This is a genomic window from Halobacillus sp. ABA4_118, assembly GCF_056160205.1.
Genome location: NZ_JBSWWS010000001.1, coordinates 449,460 through 470,604, shown reverse-complemented (window position 1 = coordinate 470,604; position 21,145 = coordinate 449,460). Strand labels below are relative to the sequence as shown.

Below are 21,145 nucleotides of genomic sequence, written 5' to 3'. Positions count from 1 at the left end.
TCAGATTGTTATTTAGTTTTTATTATGCAACAGAAAGATGATTGAAAGGGGATGGAGAAATGAACGAACGTGTTGAAAAACTGAAAAAAAGCTGGAAAGAGGATAAGCGGTGGAATGGCATTGAAAGACCTTACGAAGCGGAAGAAGTCATTCGATTAAGAGGTTCGATTGACATCACACATACGTTGGCAGAGAGCGGTGCCCGTAAACTTTGGAACCTTCTTCATGAGGAAGAGTATGTGCATGCGCTGGGAGCTTTAACGGGAAATCAAGCGATGCAGCAGGTGAAAGCCGGGTTGAAGGCTATATACTTAAGTGGATGGCAGGTCGCTGCCGATGCGAACCTTTCGGGGCAGATGTATCCGGATCAGAGCCTGTATCCTGCCAACAGCGTGCCCCAGGTCGTTAAGCGGATCAACCAGGCCCTCCAGAGAGCGGATCAGATTCATTATATGGAAGGCCGGGAGGAGATTGATTGGTTTGCGCCGATCGTTGCGGATGCGGAAGCAGGTTTTGGGGGACAGCTGAATGTATTTGAGTTAATGAAAGGGATGATTGAGGCTGGAGCGGCCGGTGTCCATTTTGAGGATCAGCTGTCCTCAGAGAAAAAATGCGGGCACCTTGGTGGAAAGGTGCTGCTCCCGACGCAGACGGCTGTCCGTAATTTGATTTCCGCGAGGTTTGCCGCTGATGTGATGGGAGTGCCTGCCTTGATCATAGCCAGAACGGATGCCAACGCTGCTGATCTCATTACCAGTGATATTGATGATCAGGATGCGCCTTTCTTAACAGGGGAGAGGACTGCAGAAGGCTTTTATAAAACAACCGCCGGGCTGGATCAGGCCATTGCCAGAGGGCTTGCGTATGCTCCTTATGCTGATCTGGTCTGGTGTGAAACTTCCGAGCCGGATCTGGAAGAAGCGCGGCGTTTTGCTGAAGCCATTCATGAAAAGTTCCCTGGCAAACTGCTCGCCTACAATTGCTCTCCTTCGTTTAACTGGAAGAAGAAGCTGAACGATGAAACGATTGCCTCGTTCCAGAGGGAGCTCGCGGCTATGGGGTATAAATTCCAATTTGTCACTCTTGCCGGCTTCCATGCCTTGAACCACAGTATGTTTGAGCTGGCCCGCCAATACAAAACTCATGGAATGGCCGCCTATTCACAATTGCAGCAGGCAGAGTTTGCAAGTGAAACACATGGATACTCAGCTACGCGCCACCAGAGGGAAGTCGGGACAGGGTATTTTGATGAAGTGGCTCAAGTCATTACTGGAGGTACCTCCTCCACAACCGCTTTGAAAGGATCGACCGAGACGGAACAGTTTTCCCAGACGATCCGTTCTTAGTTAAGCGCCCGCCAATTTAATTGGCGGGTTTTTATGTGGGACGACGTACAAAATCCGCCCAATATAATAGGGTATGTTATCAAGCCTTTTCAGTGCTCTAAGAAACGGGAGTGATGACATGCCGGTAATTACAGGAAAAGAATACATTAAACGAGTAAATGCCCTGCAGTCCGAAGTATGGCTGCGCGGAAAACGGGTGGAAGGAAACATCTCCGAGCATGAAGCCTTTGAAGGAGTCATTAAAAGCCAGGCCGCCCTTTATGATTTACAGAATTCCCCATCCTTGGAAGAACAGATGGTGTATGCGTCAGAAACGACGGGACACAAAATCGGTCTTTCCTATCTCATACCAAAAACACGGGCGGATTTAGAGAAACGAAGAACGATGATCCAGCATTGGGCCCGTTTCTCCGGAGGTGTGATGGGGAGAAGTCCTGATTACATGAATACGGTGCTCGCCTCCTTCGCCGCGTCCGTAGACGTGCTGGATAATGAGCCCGGATGTTTTCCTGACCGGCTGTTGTCTTTTTATGAATATGCGCGTGAGAATGATCTTTCCTTTACCCACACCTTCGTCAACCCCCAGACCAACCGCTCCAGTCTCGCCTTTCTGGAAAAAGATGTGACAAACGCAGCCGTTGTCGATCATACAGATGAGGGAATCATCATTGACGGGGCAAAGCTTCTGGCTACACAAGGAGGCATGACAGATGAACTTCTCGTGTTTTCAGCCCCCGGTGCACAGGACAGCTCACAGGCCTATGGTTTTTCCATTCCTAGTAATACGGCTGGTGTGTCTTTTGTCTGTCGGGAATCCTTTGCCCAAAATGGTTCGCGTTTTGATTATCCGCTGGCCTCTCAATTTGAAGAAATGGACACCATTGTCTTGTTTGACCATGTAGTTGTACCATGGGAGCGTGTCTTCCTCCATGAAAATCTCCGCGCTGCGACCAACCTTTATGTCCATGGTAAGTTTGTTCCTTTTACCCTTCATCAAATTACTTCCAGGCAGATTGTGAAGACAGAGTTCATCCTCGGTCTTGCTCAATCCATCGTAGAGATGATCAATATCAGTGATTATCAGCATGTACAGAGTAAAGTGGTGGAAATCATGAAAGGTCTGGAGACGATGAAGGCACTGGTGCTGAAGGCCGAGTTGGAAGGTGAAGTAGATGAAACGGGGGTTTTTGTTCCAAATAAAGTCCCTCTTTATATAGCGGTCAATCAATTTCAAGAGCTCTATCCGCGTTTCACAGAAATCATTCAGATTCTGGGCGCAAGTGGGATGATGACCATACCTGCAGAAGCAGATTTTCAAGGAGAACGGGGAGGGGATCTTGATCATTATCTCAGGGGAGCCGAAAAAGCAGGGAAGGAACGTGTCGCCTTATTCCGACTGGCGTGGGATATGACAATGAGCAGCTTTGGGGCTCGGCAGACATTGTATGAACGGTTCTTTTTCGGTGATCCTGTCCGCCTTTCCCAGACCATTTACCGGCTGTACGATGATACGGACATGGTAAGCTGGATCGAGCAGTGTATAAAAAAAGCTGACTAACAGTCAGCTTTTTTGGCTGTAGAAAAAGCCTGTGCTAACCAGTTAGTGGTGTCCATTTGTCGTGGGAAGGGTCACGTTCCGCTTATCGGTGGATGAATGGGCACTCCCTCCGCTGACTTGGTCAGGAAGGTCGTCTGCCCAAGTGGATCTTCGGCCCGTGCTGTTCCCGCAGGCATCACCACCGAACGCCCCTCGTGCCGAAGTTAGAGTATAGAGGAGAGAGACTGTGCACGAAGCAGGTTCACAAATTTGCGCTATTGCCACATGCGTGGAAAAGAAAAAGGGCTGATGACGGCTTGCTGCCGGGATGTGAAAAAGATGGTCCTCCATCCATCAAGGGTGAGCAGGGTGAAGGAGAGTCTTTTTCGATATTAAAGAGCTCCCAAGGAGCGGTGCCCCTTCCACTCCTGCTAAAAGCTCGTGCGCTCGTCCGCGGAAAGGGAAGGGGATTTGGCTCCTGGCGTAAGAAAGAAGAAAGCTTGTAAAGAGACCGGGGTTTCTCTACAAGCTGAGCTGACGAACAGCCGGATTTTACCTTTTAGCATTGCTTTTTTTGGCTTTCTGCTCGAGCTGGGAATCCGGCTGCTGATCAGCGGCATCCTCCGTTAACCCCTGCGGGTTGACGGAAGTTTTTCCTCTTCCTTTAAATGCATTGCTTTTTTTACTCATACTCTCCACCTCCTCTTCTGTAGGTTGTGACAGGTGGAGGTATTTCATCCTGAAAGGTTCTGGATGGAATGCTCCGTTCTGGATACGAGCATTCTAAAAGAGAAGGAGGGATGATGAATGAAAGGAAAACGTAAAACACCATCTTATGCTGAGGAGTTTTCTGCTGAGGGGTTAGCGGTAACGAGAGAGCAGGTGTCGGATACCCTTACAGAAGGTACGTACGATGCAAAAATCGATCAGCAGAACGATGAAGGCCATAGGATCACAGACGATGGCATTGAAATCAGGAAGCCGGGAAAAAAGAAGAAGTAGAGACTTGATAAACAGCAGAAAAGGGAAGCGTTTCATACGCTTCCCTTTATTATGCTTTCATAAATCCTGGATGCAGCTGTTTGAATCGGTCCAGAGCGCTTTTGCTCTCATGGAAGGAACCTTCGTCTTTGCTGACCAGGCTTTGATCTATTTTAAACTCGTAATAATTGATGGCCAGGTCCAGGTCCATTTCGGTGAAGAGCAGACCTTGGTCGTAACAGTCATCCATATAAGGGATAGATAGGGAAAAAGGAGCGTCTTCATTTTTTTGAACTTCAACGAACCATCCCATCTGATCGACGTAAAGGGGGAGACCTGTGACATGCAGGATGTCTCCATGGGCAAAGCTCTTCACGTCCGCTTGGGCATCTTCAGAGGTTTCAGGACGATATTCAAAAGGTTCGACAACATAAAAAAATTGTTCCATGATCATGCTCCTTTCAACTGAGTAAACTCAGTATAGTTGATAATGATTATCACAGTCAAATAACAAGAGTTATTTTTACTTTAATTTTTAAAAAATTTGATATAATTATAAAAACAAAGGTTTTCGCAAAGGAGAATCTTTCTATGAATGTCCAAACCCTTGTGAAGGAAGTTGTGTTCCATGACTCCCAGATTATCAACATCCCCCCATCCTTCGAGCTGATTGGAAAGGGAAGGAGTGCTTCTGTTTTCCGCATAAGAGAAACAGGAATCGCTGTGAAAGTGTTTTATCCCGGTTATGAGAAGCTCGCCGAAGTGGAGGCCGGAGTGTATGAGAAGCTGGACAATCATGAATTTTTCCCGGCCTTTTATGGAAAAGGCGACGATTTCATCGTTATGGAATATGTGGAAGGGATCACATTTTATGATTGCCTTGTGAAAGGAATTCCGATTACGGAAGACATGATCAACCGGGTGGATGCGGCTCTTGCTTTCGCCTTTCAAATCGGATTGAATCCTTCAGATACACATTTGAAAAATATTATGCTGACACCAGATGGGCAGGTCAAAGTTATAGATGTCGTAAGGTTCACACAGGATTTTGAATGCCCGCAGTGGCAGGATTTGAAAAAAGCCTACCGTACGCTGTACCGGCGGAAGTTTGTGCCGAAAAAGTATCCGGTTTTCTTCATTGAATTCATTATCCGTCTGTACCGGAGAAAACTGCTGCCGATTTAAGTGGAGGAAAGGGTTTTGTCCACCCAGGTTCTGGGAAACGCTCTATAAATACCAGGAAAGGTGGAATGAATCGTGACAGAATATCGATTAAGTGATGTGGAAGTAGGAAAAAACTACAAGGCGAAAGAACTGGACAGTTTTGTTTCAACAACAGACGTCGTTGTTCTATCCAATAACGAATCCCAGCTTTTCACAGAACCTGAGCGGGAATATAAGGTTGTGGATGCTTTTGAAGGCTTCTTTGAACATTCATCCAATGATGGGGAGAAGTATTTCCGTAATAAGAAAACATACATTGTAGAAAAAGTATAAACGAAAAGACTGTCGATTGATCGACAGTCTTTTTTTTGCGGTCAAGTGGCAGCGGCCATCATATGTGAACGTGACACGCTGCATGCGGCAGAACTTCTTTAATAGCGGAGTTTCATTAATATGGAAGTAATGGCATCATCTTTTTTTAATGTTTCCTGGTGTTTTTTAGTAATTTCCAAAAGGGCGACATCGTGATAGAAGAATTCAGTGAAAAACTTTACGAGAGGTTTGGAAAACGTATGCACCCCCTGGAATTGATCCCTTTCCATTCCAGCGAACAGCACTTCCCTTCCATCGACGATCAGGAGTTTATGCCGTTCTAGTCCTTGATGTTTTTCATCCGGGACAAGGGTGTGGGGATCCAGTTCTCCGACAGGAATTTCCCCGACAGATAACAATTCCACATGAATACCTTCTGCCTGCTTTCTTTCAAGGAGGTCCAAGAACGGAGTCAGTTCATCGTTCCAGCCTGTCAGCAGTATTTCATTGGCAGCCTTCTCCATCAAATTTTCCATAAGGACGTGAATGCTGTGGTTATTCTTCAAGGTCCAGACGCGTTCATCAGCGTCTGGAATCTCTGATTTGTGATTTCGCAGTTGTTCAATGTGATCATCAAATTCAGCCGTCAGTTTTTTTATCGTCATTTCAATAGGAAGGGCTGTGTACATCTTCTTTTTTTCATGAAAAGACGTTAGGATCAATCCTTTTTCTTCGAGCCGCTGCAGGACTTCATACACTTTGGATTTAGGAACATGGGAAAATTTAACGACCGTTGCGGCATCCAGCGCTTGATCACTGGAGGACAGGACTTCATAGACTTGACTTTCATACTGGGTAAAACCGAAATTCTGTAACATGGGCTTCCTCTTTTCTTCTTATTGTCCTCAGGATACACGATGACCCCTTCGCGCGTAAATATTCCCTCTTGTCTTTCTAAGCCTATGTAGTTACCATTGTAGTGGTAACCAAAAGAAGAGAGGGTTCATGAGATGAATAAAAAAGTATACCTGCTGGCGCTCGTCGCTTTTGTCGTCGGAACTGTTGAGTTGATTATTGGTGGGATTCTGGACCTGGTCGCGGAAGATCTGAATGTCTCCCTTGGAAAAGCGGGACTTCTCATTTCTGTTTTTTCCTTAGTCTTCGCTGTATCCTCCCCGGTCCTTTTAACAGTGACGGCCCGCGTAGAACGTAAAAAATTGATGATGACCACCTTAGTAATATTCTTTATCGGCAATCTGCTTGCCTTTTGGAGTCCTACTTATTCCATCATCATGGCAGCAAGAGTCCTGACTGCAGCAACAGGGTCACTTCTTGTAGTGCTGGCTGTAACAATGGCATCTTCAGTCGTTGACAAGAAGTACAGAGGTCGAGCGATCGGCACCATTTTCATGGGCATCTCCGGGTCGCTCGTGCTCGGTGTCCCCATCGGTCTGACGATAGGAAATGCGTTTGGATGGCGCGCTCCATTTCTACTCATCAGCATCCTGACACTCTTATCCATGGCAGCGGTCATGCTTCTACTTGAGAGCGTAGCCCCTAAACCTGTCTTATCCGTGAGGAGACAGCTTCAGACGTTGAAAAATAAGAAAATATGGAGTGCTCAAATGACCTCCTTTTTATTTTTAACCGGGCATTTGACCCTCTATGCTTATTTAACGCCTTATTTGAAAACGGTCATGGGAATGAACGGTACATGGGTCAGTGTGATTTATTTCGTATTTGGAACGGCAGCGGTGATCGGCGGGGGAATCGGAGGTGTGCTCTCTGATAAATTCGGCTCGGGAAAGAGTATCATCGGAATTATCCTTGTGTTTGCAGCAGCTATTTTTACGATTCCCTTCACGACATCTGTACTGCCGGTCTTCCTTGTTGTCCTCGTCGTTTGGAGTGCGCTCAGCTGGGCTGTAACACCTGCGCAGCAGAATTATTTGATTTCTTCAGCACCAGAATCGGCAGACATACAGCAGAGTTTAAATAATTCAGCTCTTCATTTCGGAATCGCTTTTGGATCATTGATTGGCGGTTTCGTCATTGAACAGGGGACGGTTTCTCTTAACCCGACAGTAGGTGGATTCTTTATTCTTGCAGCACTGCTGACGGCTGGCTTCTCTATCACTCGTAAAACCGAATCGAAGGAAGAAAAAGCAGCCTGACAAAAAAACAGGACATCTGAATGCAGATGTCCTGTTTTTTCGATTCGTTGCTTGTTACTGCTGTCCTTTTTTCATCGTTTGAGCGATTTGAACCGTCCGGGCGGCCTGATGCTTGGCAGCAGCTTCTACATCCTCGACCATGTTCCCTTCCTGATCGACAGAAACACTCGTTCCATATGGGTTCCCACCGGCACCGAAAATTACCGGGTCCGTGTATCCGGGAGCCGCAATGATTGCTCCCCAATGCATCATGGAGGTGTAGAGGGAAAGAAGAGTCGCTTCCTGACCGCCATGAGGGTTCTGGGCAGAAGTCATGCCGCTGACCACTTTATTAATCGTTCTGCCGTTTGCCCAGAGCCCTCCCTGCATATCGATGAACTGCTTCATTTGAGAAGGAAGGTTTCCGAAGCGCGTCGGCATACTGAAGATGATGACATCAGCCCATTCAATATCTTCAGATGTGGCGGTCGGGATATCCTTGATTTTTTCTACGGTCGCTTTCCATCCTTCGTTCGCTTCAATCACGGATTGAGGTGCGAGTTCATCCACCTTCAGCAATTTAACTTCAGCTCCGGCTTCTTCTGCTCCTTTGGCCGCCCATTGAGCCATTGTATAGTTGGTTCCACCCATTGTATAAAAAATCACAGCTGCTTTTACGTTTGACATATGCTCCCTCTCCTTTGGTTGATTATTGAATAACTTTTTCATAAATCCCATTTTGTTCACCTTCCTGCTGAATGACTTGCGCATCTTTTTATCCATACTCTCGAATTCGAGATATATGGGTAAAAAAATGTGTGGTTATTTATCTTGAATTCGAGATTAATTATATATCGAGTCTTCCGGGGTGTCAACACAAAAAGAAATGATTTTGGAAAAAGGGAAAAATTTTGGCTGGCATCCTTAAGAATAGGTACCTTGGAGCGGCGCATAATAAGATTGTTCCACATGTGAGGAGGCGATTGAGATGGGCAGAGATGAACATCACAAAGGAAAAGGGAAGCAGAAACGAAAGCTTCCGCAGACTCCTAAAAGTCAAAAACATGCGAACATCGATGTTGAGTTTTCTGAAGAACTGGCTGACAGGGAAGATAAGATCGCTCAAGAACGAGCGAAAGCGGCCGACCGCAGAGCTCATAAACGTATGTAAGAAAAACAACAGTCTTCAGGTTTCATCCTGGAGACTGTTTTTGTATATATTTTTTATACAGAATAAATTGTTTGAACTTAATTATGTTTATGGTATAATTCGAAATTGTGAGTGAAACGCATAAGAAATGGATGAATGTTTTAAAGGAGGCGTTCGTATGAAACAGTGGAAAAGATGGCTGCCCGTTTTTCTGATGGCCGGTTTGATCGTATTGACGGCCTGTGGAGAATCCACAGAGGAAAGCAGCACAGACGCAGGCAGTGATGGTGATAAAGGCACGATACATATTGGAATGAACAACTGGGCTGAGAATGTGGCTGTATCGAACATGTGGAAGCTTATTCTTGAAGATCAAGGATATTCGGTGGAGCTGGAACAGGTTGAAAAAGGGTTTCTATATGAAGCACTAGCGAGTGGTGACCTCGATATCGGAACAGAAATCTGGCTTCCGAATACAGACCAGCCTTTTTATGAAAAATATAAAGATGAGATCGATTGGCGCGAGACATGGTATGAGGGAACAGAACTTGGTTTGGCCGTTCCGTCTTATATGGAAGATATCAATACGGTCGAGGACCTGAAAAATACAGATCAGTTTTCCGACAATCAAATTGTAGGGATTTCTGCCGGAGCAAGCATTATGAATTTGACAGAGGAAGCCATTAAAGAATACGACTTGGACTATTCCCTGCTTTCTTCTGGAGAGCCGACAATGATTACAGAACTTAAAAATGCCATGGCTGATGAAGAGCCGATTGTAGCGACACTTTGGAAGCCGCACTGGGTCTTTGCAGAAATGGATGTGAAGATTCTGGAAGATACGAAAAATGTTTATGGGGATTCTGAAAATATTTCCTATGCAGCAAGACTTGGATTGAAAGAGGATCACCCTGAAGTGGTGAAGTGGTGGGACAGCTTCAAGCTTGATGACAATCAGCTTGGGAGTCTCATGGCTTCCATAAATGAAGCGGATTCTGAGGAAGAAGGTGCCCGCCAATGGCTGGATGAGCATCAGGATCTTGTAGATGAATGGACAAAAGAATAACTTTGAAACGATCTGCCCCTGGTGGATCTCCGAGCTGCCGATGATCCTATCGGCAGCTTTTCTTATATCCGGCATGAAGATCGGATTATGCCGGATATAAGAAAAGGACAGTCAGACCGAGGGGAGAAACAGAAATCTTCTCTTTGGCAGGTCCGGTTTTCCGTTAAAAAATTCAGTGCAGTTCCGCCGATTCGAGAAGGAAGCAGAAAAGCTTGGGTTCCCCAGGCATACCTGTGAATCCGCAGGAGCGTGGTTCCGGAGGCTGGAGCTCTCCTATCCTGTCGTTGAGATCTATGAAAAAGCCCGTTACGGAGGAATAAACCTCACCGAGCAGGAGTCAAAACAGTTCGCAGACCAGCTGGATGGATTGAAGAAGCAGCTTGCCTGTAGAAAAGAAGTTTAAGCGATCATCTTTCAGGAAACATAGACAATATAGCTAGTTGAACTATTGAAAGGAGTCGCTGAATTATGGATTTAAACAAAGAATTAGAGAAACTAGAGCATATTCACTTAGAAAAGCCACAAAAAGTATTTACGATGTATTTGAATACAGATCCATCCGACCCTGATCAACAAGGCGGCGAATGGAAAATCCATTTGAAGAATGGGTTGAACAACTTTGAGTCCTACCTTCAGGAAGATGGGGACTCAGATGAGAAAAGAAACTACTGGGCAGTGAAAGAAAAAGTTGAAACTTTCATAGAAGAAAACGAGCAGCATTTTGCAAAAAGTGTCGTATTGTTTGCTACAGGTGATGATACGGTCTGGTTTGCTGAAAGATTCCAGATGCCGGTTAAGACTGAATTCTACTGGGAGGAAGCTCCAGTGTTGGATCAGCTGAAGGAAATGCAGCAGAAATTCCCGAAAACCGGTGTCGTCCTGACTCAGAAAAACCAAATTAAGCTGCTGGATGCTGAACTGGGAACGTTGAAGGATACACAATTGTTTGAGCTTGACTTGAATACAGAGGATTGGCGCATGCACCAGGGTCCAGACAGAGCCCAGGCGTCCATGGGTTCAGGCGGAGCGAAGAATTCGAAGCAGGATCAATTTGAAGAGCGCTTCGAAGCCAACCGTTACCGCTGGTATAAGAGCGTAGCTCCAAAGATTGACCGCGCCGCTAAACAATATGGCTGGGAGCGCTTCTACCTCGTTGGTGACAAGGAAGAATTGAAAGACCTTCAGGACCATATGAATAAGGAAGCGGAAGACATGATTAACAAAAACCTTCTGGACCATGAAGAGATGCATGTGCTCGATGAGGTTGTCCAATAATTTATTAGAAAAGCACCGGGGAACCGGTGCTTTTTCATGTGTCATTTTATACATACCATCCAAACTGGATATGGACCGGCATAGGCCCGTTTAATCTTTCCATTATACAGATTTTCAGAGGCTATGGTAAAATAGTATACAGCGAAAATAAATGAGATTGGGGAAATGGACATGTTTGTTGTAGACTCCACTGTAGTGGTCCCGGAACACAAAGCTGATGATCTCATACAGATTTATCGGAATCGCTCCCGCCTCGTAGATGAAGCAGAGGGATTCTTATCTTTTCAGCTTCTCCAGAACGATCGGAAGCGGGGAGAGTTGACGGTTCACTTGGAGTGGGAATCTAAACAAGCTTATTTGAATTGGGCAAGAAGTGAGCAGTTCAAGAAAATTCATGAGCTTGAAAAACATTACCCTGACGAAGAGTTGAAGGGAATTGTTCCAATAGTGAAGAAGTATGAGGTGGTGGCAACATGAATAACACGGAACAGGCCCACCTTGTCCGGATCGTAACAGAAGAAATCTATGAAGCCTATCCCTATCTTTGGGAGAAATTCGGCCAGAATGGGAGAGACCGGACCGAAGAAGACAATCATCATCATTTGGACCATCTGGCTGCGGCTTACGAGATGAGAAGTGTAGACTTTTTTATGGACTATACGGACTGGCTCAACAACGTATTGACGTCCAGAAACGTGCCGACCGGACTGATTATTGATAATTTTCAGCGGCTCGTCCGCCTGCTGGATGGACAGTCTCTTGTGGATGAGGACGAGAAGCAGATGTTCATCGTCTATTTAGACCAGGCTCTCAAACGACTTCATACTCTGAACGAGAGGTGACTATTTTGGATCTGGATCATGAACAACTTGCTCAAGTTTTTTTGAGTGGAGATGAAGAGAAAGCATTGAACTACACGTATCGTCTCCTGGAGAACCATCCAAGGGCCTACGTGTTTGAAAATCTGATCACCCCGGCAATGTACCATGTGGGAAAGCTGTGGGAGAACAATGAAATATCGGTTGCGGATGAGCATCTGGCTACAGCCATATGTGATTTTGTTCTTTCAAAAATCGAGTCTGACCACCGGGCTCCTAAACGCCGTCAGCAGCAAAGTTATAAAGTCCTTCTCTTCGGAGTGGAAGAGGAGCAGCATTATATCGGGCTGAAAATGGTCGCCGACACTTTCAAAGAGCATGGCTGGCGCGTCCGTTATTTAGGGCCGGATCTTCCAATGGAACATTCCATGTTACAAATTAAAAAATTCCAGCCTGATGTAATAGGAATATCAGCGGCTTTGTCCTATCGTATTCCTGCCATAAAGAAATCCATAGAGGCCTTCACCCAGCTGGATTGGAAGCCGACCATCATGATCGGCGGCCGTCTTGCTTATAAGTTTGACTTGTCGGAGTTTGAATCCGAGAAGGTTATGGTAATTAAAAATATCGGACATCTGACGCATTGGTTCAAAGAAGGAAGGGAAGAATCCATCAATGAAACGAGTTGACCATTCTTTTCCTCTGCCCGTTTTTACAATCAACAAAAACTTCATCCTGCAATCTTATTCCAAGGAAGCAGAAGACAGCTTTGTCATCACGCAGAATTTCCTGGACTTATTTGATGAAGGCAGTCTTTCCAAGCTGAAAAAGTGGATCAATCCGGAAGTGAAAAAGGTAACATTGGAAGTCCAGCTGAAGCCTTTTGGAAACGCAAGGAACCCTGTAACGTGTGATCTGCACGTCAAATGGAGTAATGACCTTCATGCAGAAGTTCTGCTCATATTGAAGGATGACCAGATGGAGCGTGTCACCACGATGATGAATCAACTGCGCGCCCGCCTGAATGATACGAATTTTCAACTTCTTGAGGAAAAAGAAAAACTGGAGGAAGCGTTGGAGTTGAACAACCGTCTTTCGGCTCCTTTTATTACTCTTACAGAGGAAACGGCGTTGATCCCTTTGTTTGGTGATTTATCCCTGGATAAAATGGATGTCGTCGAAGAACCGCTGCTCCAACGTGTCAATCAAGGTGGTATTGAACGGGTGCTGCTGGATTTCACTGCCGTTGGAGATATTCCGAAAGATGGGGCTCAGGCTTTGAAAAGTCTGACCGCTTCTTTATTTTATATGGGAGCCGCTGTGGTCATTACAGGAGTACGGCCTGAACAGGTTCCAAAACTCCAGCATATCCGTTTTCCTATTGAAGTTTCTTATCTTCATTCTCTTCAGCAAGCCATTTACAAATACTGTGTGCAGTAAAGCGCTGCTTTCTGCTGATTTTCGGTTTATTCCCCTCTTCCAATGTGGAATAGGTAAAGTAAACGAGAAAATAGAAAGGGTGTTTTGTAATGGAAATGACGCTTGAAGTGAACGGTATGACATGTGAGCACTGCCAGAAAACGGTTAAAGATACAGTAGAAAAACTTGAAGGTGTGCACGGAGCAGAGGTTCATCTCGACAGTGGTAAGGTCAATGTGGTGTACGACGAAGCCTATGTCGGTAAAAATCTAATTAAAGAATCCATCCATGCCCAAGGGTATGAGGTCGTTGGATAAGGATAAAGGGCCTGGCTTTCCAGGCCTGTTCAGGCTGTCGGGAAGGATCCCGACAGCTTTTTTAATGGGATGCAGAGCAGGATAGGGAACCGGGATGATGGACGCAAGCCACCTTAATCACATACTTAACAATAAGAAAAGCCCGGGGCCCCGGGCTTTTTTTACTGCACTGTATAAGGAAGCTGTGATTGATAACCGGAAAATTTCTGATAGGCCTGGTCAAGCTTTTGGTTCTCTTCCTGCTCCAGAGCATACCATCCGTGTTTGAACATGAGGTTATACAGGTTTCTCTGACAGTCTTGTGTTTCCTTGAAGATGGTTGCCAGATCCTGATAAATCGCTTGGTTACTCGCCTCATTCAATGCTGTACTGTACGACGATGTCATGTACTTCTCCGTAGCCAGTAGATCGTTGACGAAATCCCGCTCATTCATCTGCGGTGTCTGTGGTACAGTCGTTTCAGGATTTTGAATTTTTTGTGGTTGGTTCGGATTCATAACGGCCCTCCTCAATTCGGTTTACTGGCCTGTGTATTCAGGTGCTCCAGTATTCTATTGTAGTGACGCTGGTGCATTTGGCCGGCTTCGTCCAACGCCGCCTGGATTTCAGGGGTTTGACAATTTTGAGCGAAAAAATGAGCTTTTTTACAAGCGTTTAAATTCCAGGAAAGCATGTCCGCAAGATATAGTTGATCTTTTATGGTCACAACATCAGGGGCCTGAGCCATCGGCTGTGCGCCCTGCATGGACCCAGTTGCCGGGTTCTGCTGCATGGAACTCCCTCCTTTATGTTTTCCCTGTTAGTATGGCTGTTTAAGGATGAAGTATAAATGAAAGATGGGTTTTATTTGTCGAATATCAGATGAAAATATTCACCCTTTATTAAGAAAAATGATAAGATAGAATCACAAACGTTTACATTTCTGAAAATTATAAAAAACACACCCACCACCAGTCAGGGGGCTTCATGATGGAAAAGGTGATGCGCAATTTCTTTCTTTTTTTATCGAAAAACCGTTTCTTTACAAAGCTTGCGAAAAAATATGGACTCCGTTTTGGTGCCGGTAAGTTTGTCGCTGGTGTTTCTGTACCTGATGCTGTGAGAACCATCCGGCTTTTGAATGACCAGGGTATGGCAGTCACGATTGACCACCTTGGAGAGTTCATTGACAGTGAGGTAGAAGCCAGAGAAGCAGCGGAAGGATGTATCGCCGCGATTGAAGCCATAGCAGAACATCATCTCGATTCACAACTTTCCCTTAAACTGACGTCCATGGGGCTGGATATTTCCGAATCGCTTGTGATGGAGAACATGAGGAAGATCCTTGATGCGGCAGAAAAAAATGATGTGTTTGTGACCATTGATATGGAAGATTACGAACGCTGCGGCAGAACCCTGGAGATTTTCAAGCAGTTGAGGGAGGAATATGATCATATCGGAACCGTCCTCCAGTCGTATTTGTACCGGACGGTTGAAGATATAGAATCGCTTGATGAGTATTCCCCGAACCTGAGACTTGTGAAAGGAGCCTATAAGGAATCTGCCAAAGTGGCCTTCCCGGATAAGAAAGACGTGGATGACAACTTAAAGAAAATTATCCGGATCCACTTGATGAACGGCCATTATACAGCAGTAGCTACACATGATGATGAAATGATCGAGTATACAAAGAAATTGGTGGAGAGTGAAGGCCTATCAAAAGATCAGTTTGAATTTCAAATGCTGTACGGGATTCGAGTGGAACGTCAGAAAGAATTGGTGGAGGAAGGGTATAAAATGCGTGTGTACGTACCTTATGGGAATGATTGGTATGGATACTTCATGCGTCGTCTCGCAGAACGGCCGGCAAACGTCGCTTTCGTGCTAAAAGGAGTATTTGGAAGATGAGGAAGGGCTGTCCCGCACGGTCTTTCCTTTTTTTAATCAAAACCGGCCGGACGCTCATACACTAACATAACGAAATGGACTTGGAAGAATTTTTAAGATTTATGGAGAAAAGGATTGCGAAATGTCTGAATATATTTTATATTAGACGTAGATACCGGTTCAGCACTATATTTTTTTGACCGTAAAATGAATGAGTATTCATTCAAAGAGATAGGGGGAGAAATGATGAAACAAAAAATTAAACGGGCTGCAGTTTTAGGCTCAGGGGTGATGGGGGCCGGCATTGCTGCCCACCTGGCCAACACAGGAATCCCTGTGCTGATGATGGACATTGCACCCCGGGAATTATCCGAGCAGGAAAAGAGTAAAGGGTTGACGGTTGAACACCCAGCGGTGCGGAATCGTATAGCCGTTGAGAATAAGAAAGCTCTCCTAAAGCAGAAGCCGTCTCCACTGACAAGTAAAAAAAATCTTGATTTGATTGAAACGGGCAACTTTACCGACGATATGAGCCGACTGGGAGAGGTCGACTGGATTATAGAGGTCGTCGTCGAAAACCTGGATATCAAAAAGAAAGTGCTTGCCCAGGTGGATCAATACCGTAAGCCCGGTTCGATCGTTAGCTCCAATACGTCCGGCATTTCCATTGAGGCCATGTCCGCCGACTGCAGCGATGATTTTAAGAAGCATTTTCTCGGAACGCATTTCTTCAACCCGCCGCGATACTTGAAGCTTCTGGAAGTGATCCCGACGGCTGCGACAGATCCGGAAGTCCTCTCGTTTATGAAAACATTTGGAGAGGATGTGCTTGGTAAAGGTGTGGTGGAAGCCAAGGATACACCGAACTTTATTGCCAACCGTATCGGTACGTACGGCCTCCTCATCACCGTGCAGAAGATGCTTGAAAAAGGATACTCCGTCGGTGAGGTGGATTCTGTAACCGGCCCGTTGATCGGCCGTCCGAAAAGCGCAACCTTCCGTACGCTTGATGTTGTAGGCCTGGATACCTTTATCCATGTCGCCAACAATGTCTATGAACAGGTGGAAGGAGACGAGAAGAAAGCTTTTGAAGTTCCAGGTTTTATGATAGCGATGCTTGAAAAAGGATGGCTCGGATCAAAAAGCGGTCAAGGGTTCTTCCTGAAAAATAAAACAGCAGAAGGCAGTGAGATTCTTCAGTTGAATCCTGAAACGCTTGATTATGAGCCGCGTGGAAAATTAAAAACAAAAGCAACAGAGGCGGCCAAACAAGAGAAAGGCCTGCACCGCAAGCTCAAAACCCTCGTTCAGGCAGAAGGAGATCGTGCCGGTGACTTGATCTGGTCCATCATCAAACCGGTGCTGCTGTATTCAGGAGAATTGGCAGGAGAAATCGCTGATGATATTTCTGCTATTGACGATGCCATGAAGTGGGGGTTCGGCTGGGAAGCAGGTCCATTCGAGATATGGGACGCTGTTGGTGTTGAATCCTCCGTTGAACGGATGAAGGCCGAAGGGGAAACGGTTCCTTCATGGGTGGAGCAGCTGGTCGATCATAAGAATCCATCCTTTTATAAACACGAAAATGGAAACGTTTACTACTACCACAATGGGGAGTACAAAGAGAAGGTCTTTAATAAAAAACAAATCAATCTGAAGCGTCTGAAAGAGAAAAGAGATGTGATTAAGAAAAATGCAGGTGCGAGCCTCATTGACTTAGGTGATGGAGTCGCTGCGCTCGAATTTCATTCCCGAAGTAATGCGATAGGGCTGGATATTGTACAGATGATGAACTTCGCTGTGGATTATGTAGATGAGAATGACTGGCACGGTCTCGTCGTCGGCAATCAGGCCAAGAACTTCTGTGTGGGTGCCAACCTCGGCATGATGCTGATGGAAGCTCAGGATTACAACTTCTTTGAAATTGAAATGGTCGTAAAGAACTTCCAGGACAGCATGATGAAATTGAAGTATTCCGATAAGCCGGTTGTTGCAGCACCATTCGGAATGACGCTTGGCGGAGGAGCGGAGGTCTGCCTTCCGTCTGCTGCGATTCAAGCTTCTCCAGAGACGTACATGGGTCTTGTCGAAACAGGAGTCGGACTGATCCCCGGCGGTGGTGGAAACAAGGAGCTGTATATCAAACACCTGCGGAATATCCCTGAGGGTGTGGAGGTTGACCTTCAAAAGGCGGCCGTCAGTGTCTTTGAAAAGATTGCGATGGCGAAAGTATCTACTTCTGGAGAAGAAGCTCTTGAAAACGGATTTTTGGATCAAAGAGATGCAGTAAGTACAAACGGAGATCATCTGCTGCATGATGCCAAGCAGAAGGTTCTTGGTCTGGCCGGTTCCGGATACAAAGCACCAAAGCGGACGAAGGTCCCCGTCACAGGAGAACAAGGGCTGGCTACAATGATTCTTGGAGCGAAGTCTCTCGTTTTAAGCGGATACGCAAGTGAGCATGACATGAAAATTGCTGAAAAGCTGGCCTTTGTTCTGGCTGGCGGACGACTGAAACAAGGGACACTCGTCGATGAGCAGTATTTGCTGGACTTGGAGAGAGAGGCATTCCTCAGCCTGATTGGTGAGCCGAAATCGCAGGCTCGTATGCAGCACATGCTTATGAAAGGAAAGCCGCTCCGTAACTAAAAGGAGAGGACATAGAGGAGGGGACATACATTGAAAGAAGCAGTGATTGTAGCGGGAGCAAGAACACCGGTGGGACGCGCTAAAAAAGGCGCACTCGCTCATACAAGACCGGATGATCTGGCCGCTTTAACGATAAAAGAAACTTTAAAAAGAGCCGGAGGTTATGAAGGGAATATTGATGATGTCATTATCGGATGCGCCATGCCTGAAGCTGAGCAGGGAATGAACATGGCCCGCAATATTTCCGGGCTGGCAGGGCTGCATCATAAAGTTCCTGCGATTACGATAAACCGATACTGTTCTTCAGGTCTTCAGAGTATCGCCTACGCCGCTGAAAAAATCATGCTTGGACACAGTGACACCGCACTTGCGGGAGGAGCCGAATCGATGAGCCTGATCCCTATGGGTGGACACGTGATCAAGCCGAATATTGAATTGGTGGAGCAGGCCCCTGAGTATTACATGTCCATGGGTCATACAGCTGAAGAGGTTGCCGGGCGCTTCGGGATCTCGCGAGAAGACCAGGATGCTTTTGCTGTTCAGAGTCATGAACGTGCGGCACGTGCGATTCAGGAAGGGAAATTCGAGGACGAAATCGTACCGGTGGAAGTGACAAACCGAGAACTTGGTGCTGATCACAAAGTGAGGGAAACGAAAACGATGTTTACAGTCGATGAAGGAGTCCGTCCCGGCACAAGACAGGAAATACTCGCAAAGCTGAAGCCGGCATTTTCTACCAGAGGTTCCGTGACAGCAGGAAACTCTTCACAGATGAGCGACGGCGCTGCATCCGTTCTGGTGATGGATCATGAGAAAGCGAAGTCAGAGGGGCTCGAGCCACTCGTGAAATTCCGATCTTTTGCTGTCGCAGGTGTAGAACCAGAAATTATGGGGGTCGGCCCCATTGAAGCGGTGCCTAAAGCATTGAAAATGGGAGGGTTGTCCATTCAGGATATTGGTCTATTTGAACTGAATGAAGCGTTTGCTTCTCAGTCGCTGCGCGTCATACGTGAGTTGGGTCTTGATCCTGAGAAAGTCAATGTCAATGGAGGAGCGATTGCCCTTGGCCATCCGCTGGGCTGTACAGGGACGAAATTGACGCTGAGTCTTATCCATGAAATGAAGAGAAGAAACGAGCAATTTGGTGTCGTAACGATGTGTATCGGCGGCGGTATGGGTGCTGCCGGGGTATTTGAATTAATCTAATGGGGAGGCTCAACCAATGAGTGAATTAAAAGAGATGATTAAAGGTGGCGGATTTATTGTCGAGGATGTAACGGCCGATCAGGTCATTACCCCGGAGGACTTTACAGATGAACATTTGATGATTGCCAAGACGGCTGAAGACTTTGTTCTTGGTGAAGTTGTTCCAAAGATTGAGAATCTGGAAAACCATGAGTTTGAACATTCTGTCGCTCTTTTGAAGAAAGCGGGCGATCTTGGACTGCTCGGTGCCGATGTACCTGAAGAATATGGCGGTCTCCAGCTGGATAAAATCAGTTCATCCTTAATTACGGAGAAGTTCTCCCGTGCCGGCGGGTTTTCCGTCACTCATGGTGCGCACGTGGGGATCGGGTCTCTTCCTATTGTGTTCTTCGGGAATCATGATCAGAAAAATAAATACCTCCCTGTACTCGCTACAGGTGAAAAGATTGCCGCTTATGCCCTGACAGAGCCGGGATCAGGGTCTGATGCACTTGGAGCTAAAACGACAGCGAAGCTTAATGAAGCGGGCACCCACTACATTTTGAACGGGGAAAAACAGTGGATTACCAACTCCGCCTTTGCTGATGTATTTGTTGTGTATGCCAAGATTGATGGAGACAAATTCACAGCATTTATTGTAGAAAGAGAGTATCCAGGTGTGTCTACAGGTCCGGAAGAGAAGAAAATGGGAATTAAGAGTTCTTCCACCCGTACATTGATTCTTGAAGATGCGGAAGTTCCGGTGGAAAACGTCCTTGGGGACATCGGAAAAGGCCACGTTATTGCCTTTAACATACTGAATGTTGGTCGCTACAAGCTGGCCATCGGTGGTGTTGGCGGAGCGAAACGGGCGATTGAACTGTCTGTAAAATACGCCAAAGAAAGAAAACAGTTTAAAACTCCGATTGCACAGTTCCCATTGATCCAGGAGAAAATTGGTTCGGTTGCCGCAAACACGTATGCCAATGAAAGTTCCGTTTACCGGACCGTCGGGCTGTTTGAACAGAGCATGGGCAAACTTACTGATGAAGAGCTGAAAGACGGGGCAGCTGTTGCGAAGGTTATTGCTGAATATGCGATTGAATGCTCCTTGAATAAAGTGTTCGGTACCGAACTGCTCGACTTTGCTTCCGATGAAGCCGTACAAATCCACGGGGGTTACGGTTTCATGGCGGAGTACGAAGTTGAAAGGATGTACCGCGATTCCCGGATCAACCGTATTTTTGAAGGAACGAATGAAATCAACCGGATGATCGTCCCGGGTACACTGCTTAAGAAAGCGATGAAAGGGGAACTTCCTCTCCTCCAAAAAGCCCAGACACTACAGGAGGAAATCATGATGATGATGCCGGAAGAACCTGGTTTGGAGCCATTGGAGCAGGAGAAGTATTTAGTTAAAAATGCCAAGAAAATTGGACTTCTTGCCGCCGGCCTTGCCGCTCAGAAGTACGGAGAAAAGCTCGATAAAGAACAGGAGGTGCTCGTCAATATCGCTGATATGGTCGGTGAAATCTATAACATGGAATCAGCCCTGCTTCGTACGGAGAAAGCCATCCATCGTTCTGGTGAAGAAAAGAATAAGCAGAAGCTCCTCTACACGCAGGTGTATGTACAGGAAGCCTTTAACAGAATCGAGGCCCATGCGAAAGAAACGTTGATTGCGTCTGAAACCGGCGACTCCCTGCGTATGATGCTTGGTGCTCTTCGTAAACTGACACGTCATACACCGACGAACGTCATTCCGAAGAAGCGGGAAATTGCCCAGGGATTAATTGAGTCCGAAAGATATTACGTATAAATCAGTGACCAGCCCGCACTTGAAAGTGCGGGCTTTTGGCATGTAGAGAGGAAGGAATCCTCTCCTCACAGGGACATTCAATTTTCCC

General features: G+C 46.2%; 25 protein-coding genes. 19 read left to right on the top strand and 6 right to left on the bottom strand.

Going from position 1 to position 21,145, the window contains the following annotated elements; translation table 11 throughout:
- Positions 1 to 59: 59 nt before the first annotated feature.
- Both aceA and hpaB read left to right on the top strand, forming a co-directional pair.
- Complete coding sequence (aceA, locus tag ACXAGL_RS02495; RefSeq protein WP_474989650.1) at positions 60 to 1,346, top strand: isocitrate lyase; 1,287 nt, start codon at positions 60 to 62, stop codon at positions 1,344 to 1,346.
- 118 nt (positions 1,347 to 1,464) lie between these two features.
- Positions 1,465 to 2,904: a 4-hydroxyphenylacetate 3-monooxygenase, oxygenase component gene (gene hpaB, locus ACXAGL_RS02490; protein ID WP_474989648.1), complete on the top strand. Its 1,440-nt coding sequence runs from the start codon at positions 1,465 to 1,467 to the stop codon at positions 2,902 to 2,904.
- A gap of 531 nt (positions 2,905 to 3,435) precedes the next feature.
- Here the strand turns inward: hpaB and ACXAGL_RS02485 are convergent.
- Complete coding sequence (locus ACXAGL_RS02485; protein WP_474969334.1) at positions 3,436 to 3,573, bottom strand: hypothetical protein; 138 nt, start codon at positions 3,571 to 3,573, stop codon at positions 3,436 to 3,438.
- A 117-nt stretch (positions 3,574 to 3,690) separates the two neighbouring features.
- Here ACXAGL_RS02485 and ACXAGL_RS02480 point away from each other — a divergent pair, with 117 nt between their 5' ends.
- A complete protein-coding gene (locus tag ACXAGL_RS02480) occupies positions 3,691 to 3,885 on the top strand; it encodes a YozQ family protein (protein ID WP_474969333.1) in 195 nt (64 codons plus the stop codon).
- 49 nt (positions 3,886 to 3,934) lie between these two features.
- On the opposite strand, the gene ACXAGL_RS02475 is transcribed toward ACXAGL_RS02480, so the two are convergent.
- Positions 3,935 to 4,312: a hypothetical protein gene (locus ACXAGL_RS02475; protein WP_474969332.1), complete on the bottom strand. Its 378-nt coding sequence runs from the start codon at positions 4,310 to 4,312 to the stop codon at positions 3,935 to 3,937.
- Positions 4,313 to 4,455: 143 nt separating this feature from the next.
- Between ACXAGL_RS02475 and ACXAGL_RS02470 the strand changes: the two genes are divergently transcribed.
- Together ACXAGL_RS02470 and ACXAGL_RS02465 are read left to right on the top strand one after the other, a co-directional pair.
- Entirely contained in the window at positions 4,456 to 5,049 is a 594-nt protein-coding gene (locus ACXAGL_RS02470) for a serine/threonine protein kinase (protein WP_474969331.1), read from the top strand.
- Positions 5,050 to 5,121: 72 nt separating this feature from the next.
- Complete coding sequence (locus ACXAGL_RS02465) at positions 5,122 to 5,361, top strand: hypothetical protein (protein WP_206933550.1); 240 nt, start codon at positions 5,122 to 5,124, stop codon at positions 5,359 to 5,361.
- 98 nt (positions 5,362 to 5,459) lie between these two features.
- Here ACXAGL_RS02465 and ACXAGL_RS02460 read toward each other — a convergent pair whose 3' ends face one another.
- Positions 5,460 to 6,218 (bottom strand): TrmB family transcriptional regulator, encoded by a 759-nt coding sequence (locus ACXAGL_RS02460; RefSeq protein ID WP_474971092.1) that lies wholly within the window; start codon positions 6,216 to 6,218, stop codon positions 5,460 to 5,462.
- A gap of 132 nt (positions 6,219 to 6,350) precedes the next feature.
- On the opposite strand from ACXAGL_RS02460, the gene ACXAGL_RS02455 reads away from it, so the two are divergent.
- Positions 6,351 to 7,514 carry an MFS transporter gene (locus ACXAGL_RS02455; RefSeq protein WP_474971093.1) on the top strand — a complete coding sequence of 388 codons (1,164 nt, stop codon included), beginning with the start codon at positions 6,351 to 6,353 and terminating at the stop codon, positions 7,512 to 7,514.
- 54 nt (positions 7,515 to 7,568) lie between these two features.
- Here ACXAGL_RS02455 and wrbA read toward each other — a convergent pair whose 3' ends face one another.
- Positions 7,569 to 8,180: an NAD(P)H:quinone oxidoreductase gene (wrbA, locus tag ACXAGL_RS02450; protein WP_474969328.1), complete on the bottom strand. Its 612-nt coding sequence runs from the start codon at positions 8,178 to 8,180 to the stop codon at positions 7,569 to 7,571.
- Between the two features lie 301 nt (positions 8,181 to 8,481).
- Here wrbA and ACXAGL_RS02445 point away from each other — a divergent pair, with 301 nt between their 5' ends.
- From ACXAGL_RS02445 to ACXAGL_RS02405, 9 genes are all read left to right on the top strand, one after another.
- Entirely contained in the window at positions 8,482 to 8,664 is a 183-nt protein-coding gene (locus ACXAGL_RS02445; protein ID WP_027956393.1) for a YfhD family protein, read from the top strand.
- 157 nt (positions 8,665 to 8,821) lie between these two features.
- The gene (locus ACXAGL_RS02440) at positions 8,822 to 9,709 is read left to right on the top strand and encodes a glycine betaine ABC transporter substrate-binding protein (protein ID WP_474969327.1); all 888 of its coding nucleotides are present in this window, start codon (positions 8,822 to 8,824) and stop codon (positions 9,707 to 9,709) included.
- A 175-nt stretch (positions 9,710 to 9,884) separates the two neighbouring features.
- Positions 9,885 to 10,112: a DUF4129 domain-containing protein gene (locus ACXAGL_RS02435; protein WP_474969326.1), complete on the top strand. Its 228-nt coding sequence runs from the start codon at positions 9,885 to 9,887 to the stop codon at positions 10,110 to 10,112.
- Between the two features lie 65 nt (positions 10,113 to 10,177).
- Complete coding sequence (locus ACXAGL_RS02430) at positions 10,178 to 10,984, top strand: VLRF1 family aeRF1-type release factor (RefSeq protein ID WP_027956395.1); 807 nt, start codon at positions 10,178 to 10,180, stop codon at positions 10,982 to 10,984.
- Between the two features lie 171 nt (positions 10,985 to 11,155).
- On the top strand, positions 11,156 to 11,461 hold the full coding sequence (locus ACXAGL_RS02425; RefSeq protein ID WP_474969325.1) for an antibiotic biosynthesis monooxygenase family protein: 306 nt from the start codon (positions 11,156 to 11,158) through the stop codon (positions 11,459 to 11,461).
- Complete coding sequence (locus ACXAGL_RS02420) at positions 11,458 to 11,826, top strand: hypothetical protein (protein WP_474969324.1); 369 nt, start codon at positions 11,458 to 11,460, stop codon at positions 11,824 to 11,826. Before ACXAGL_RS02425 ends, ACXAGL_RS02420 begins: the two co-directional genes overlap by 4 nt.
- A 5-nt stretch (positions 11,827 to 11,831) precedes the next feature.
- On the top strand, positions 11,832 to 12,491 hold the full coding sequence (locus ACXAGL_RS02415; protein ID WP_474969323.1) for a cobalamin B12-binding domain-containing protein: 660 nt from the start codon (positions 11,832 to 11,834) through the stop codon (positions 12,489 to 12,491).
- Complete coding sequence (locus tag ACXAGL_RS02410; protein WP_474969322.1) at positions 12,478 to 13,242, top strand: STAS domain-containing protein; 765 nt, start codon at positions 12,478 to 12,480, stop codon at positions 13,240 to 13,242. The genes ACXAGL_RS02415 and ACXAGL_RS02410 overlap by 14 nt, the downstream gene beginning before the upstream one ends.
- 89 nt (positions 13,243 to 13,331) lie before the next feature.
- Positions 13,332 to 13,538, top strand: a complete 207-nt coding sequence (locus ACXAGL_RS02405; RefSeq protein ID WP_474969321.1) for a copper ion binding protein — start codon at positions 13,332 to 13,334, stop codon at positions 13,536 to 13,538.
- Between the two features lie 161 nt (positions 13,539 to 13,699).
- Here the strand turns inward: ACXAGL_RS02405 and ACXAGL_RS02400 are convergent, their stop codons facing one another.
- Together ACXAGL_RS02400 and ACXAGL_RS02395 are read right to left on the bottom strand one after the other, a co-directional pair.
- Positions 13,700 to 14,035 (bottom strand): spore coat protein, encoded by a 336-nt coding sequence (locus tag ACXAGL_RS02400; protein WP_474969320.1) that lies wholly within the window; start codon positions 14,033 to 14,035, stop codon positions 13,700 to 13,702.
- Between the two features lie 11 nt (positions 14,036 to 14,046).
- A complete protein-coding gene (locus tag ACXAGL_RS02395; protein WP_474969319.1) occupies positions 14,047 to 14,310 on the bottom strand; it encodes a hypothetical protein in 264 nt (87 codons plus the stop codon).
- Positions 14,311 to 14,507: 197 nt separating this feature from the next.
- Here ACXAGL_RS02395 and ACXAGL_RS02390 point away from each other — a divergent pair, with 197 nt between their 5' ends.
- The 4 genes from ACXAGL_RS02390 to ACXAGL_RS02375 all read left to right on the top strand — a co-directional run bounded on the left by ACXAGL_RS02390 (position 14,508) and on the right by ACXAGL_RS02375 (position 21,057).
- A complete protein-coding gene (locus ACXAGL_RS02390; protein WP_474969318.1) occupies positions 14,508 to 15,425 on the top strand; it encodes a proline dehydrogenase family protein in 918 nt (305 codons plus the stop codon).
- 225 nt (positions 15,426 to 15,650) lie between these two features.
- Positions 15,651 to 18,053 (top strand): 3-hydroxyacyl-CoA dehydrogenase/enoyl-CoA hydratase family protein, encoded by a 2,403-nt coding sequence (locus ACXAGL_RS02385; RefSeq protein WP_474989646.1) that lies wholly within the window; start codon positions 15,651 to 15,653, stop codon positions 18,051 to 18,053.
- 30 nt (positions 18,054 to 18,083) lie between these two features.
- Positions 18,084 to 19,259 (top strand): acetyl-CoA C-acetyltransferase, encoded by a 1,176-nt coding sequence (locus ACXAGL_RS02380; protein ID WP_474989644.1) that lies wholly within the window; start codon positions 18,084 to 18,086, stop codon positions 19,257 to 19,259.
- A gap of 16 nt (positions 19,260 to 19,275) precedes the next feature.
- The gene (locus ACXAGL_RS02375) at positions 19,276 to 21,057 is read left to right on the top strand and encodes an acyl-CoA dehydrogenase family protein (protein WP_474989642.1); all 1,782 of its coding nucleotides are present in this window, start codon (positions 19,276 to 19,278) and stop codon (positions 21,055 to 21,057) included.
- The last annotated feature ends 88 nt before the right edge of the window (positions 21,058 to 21,145 follow it).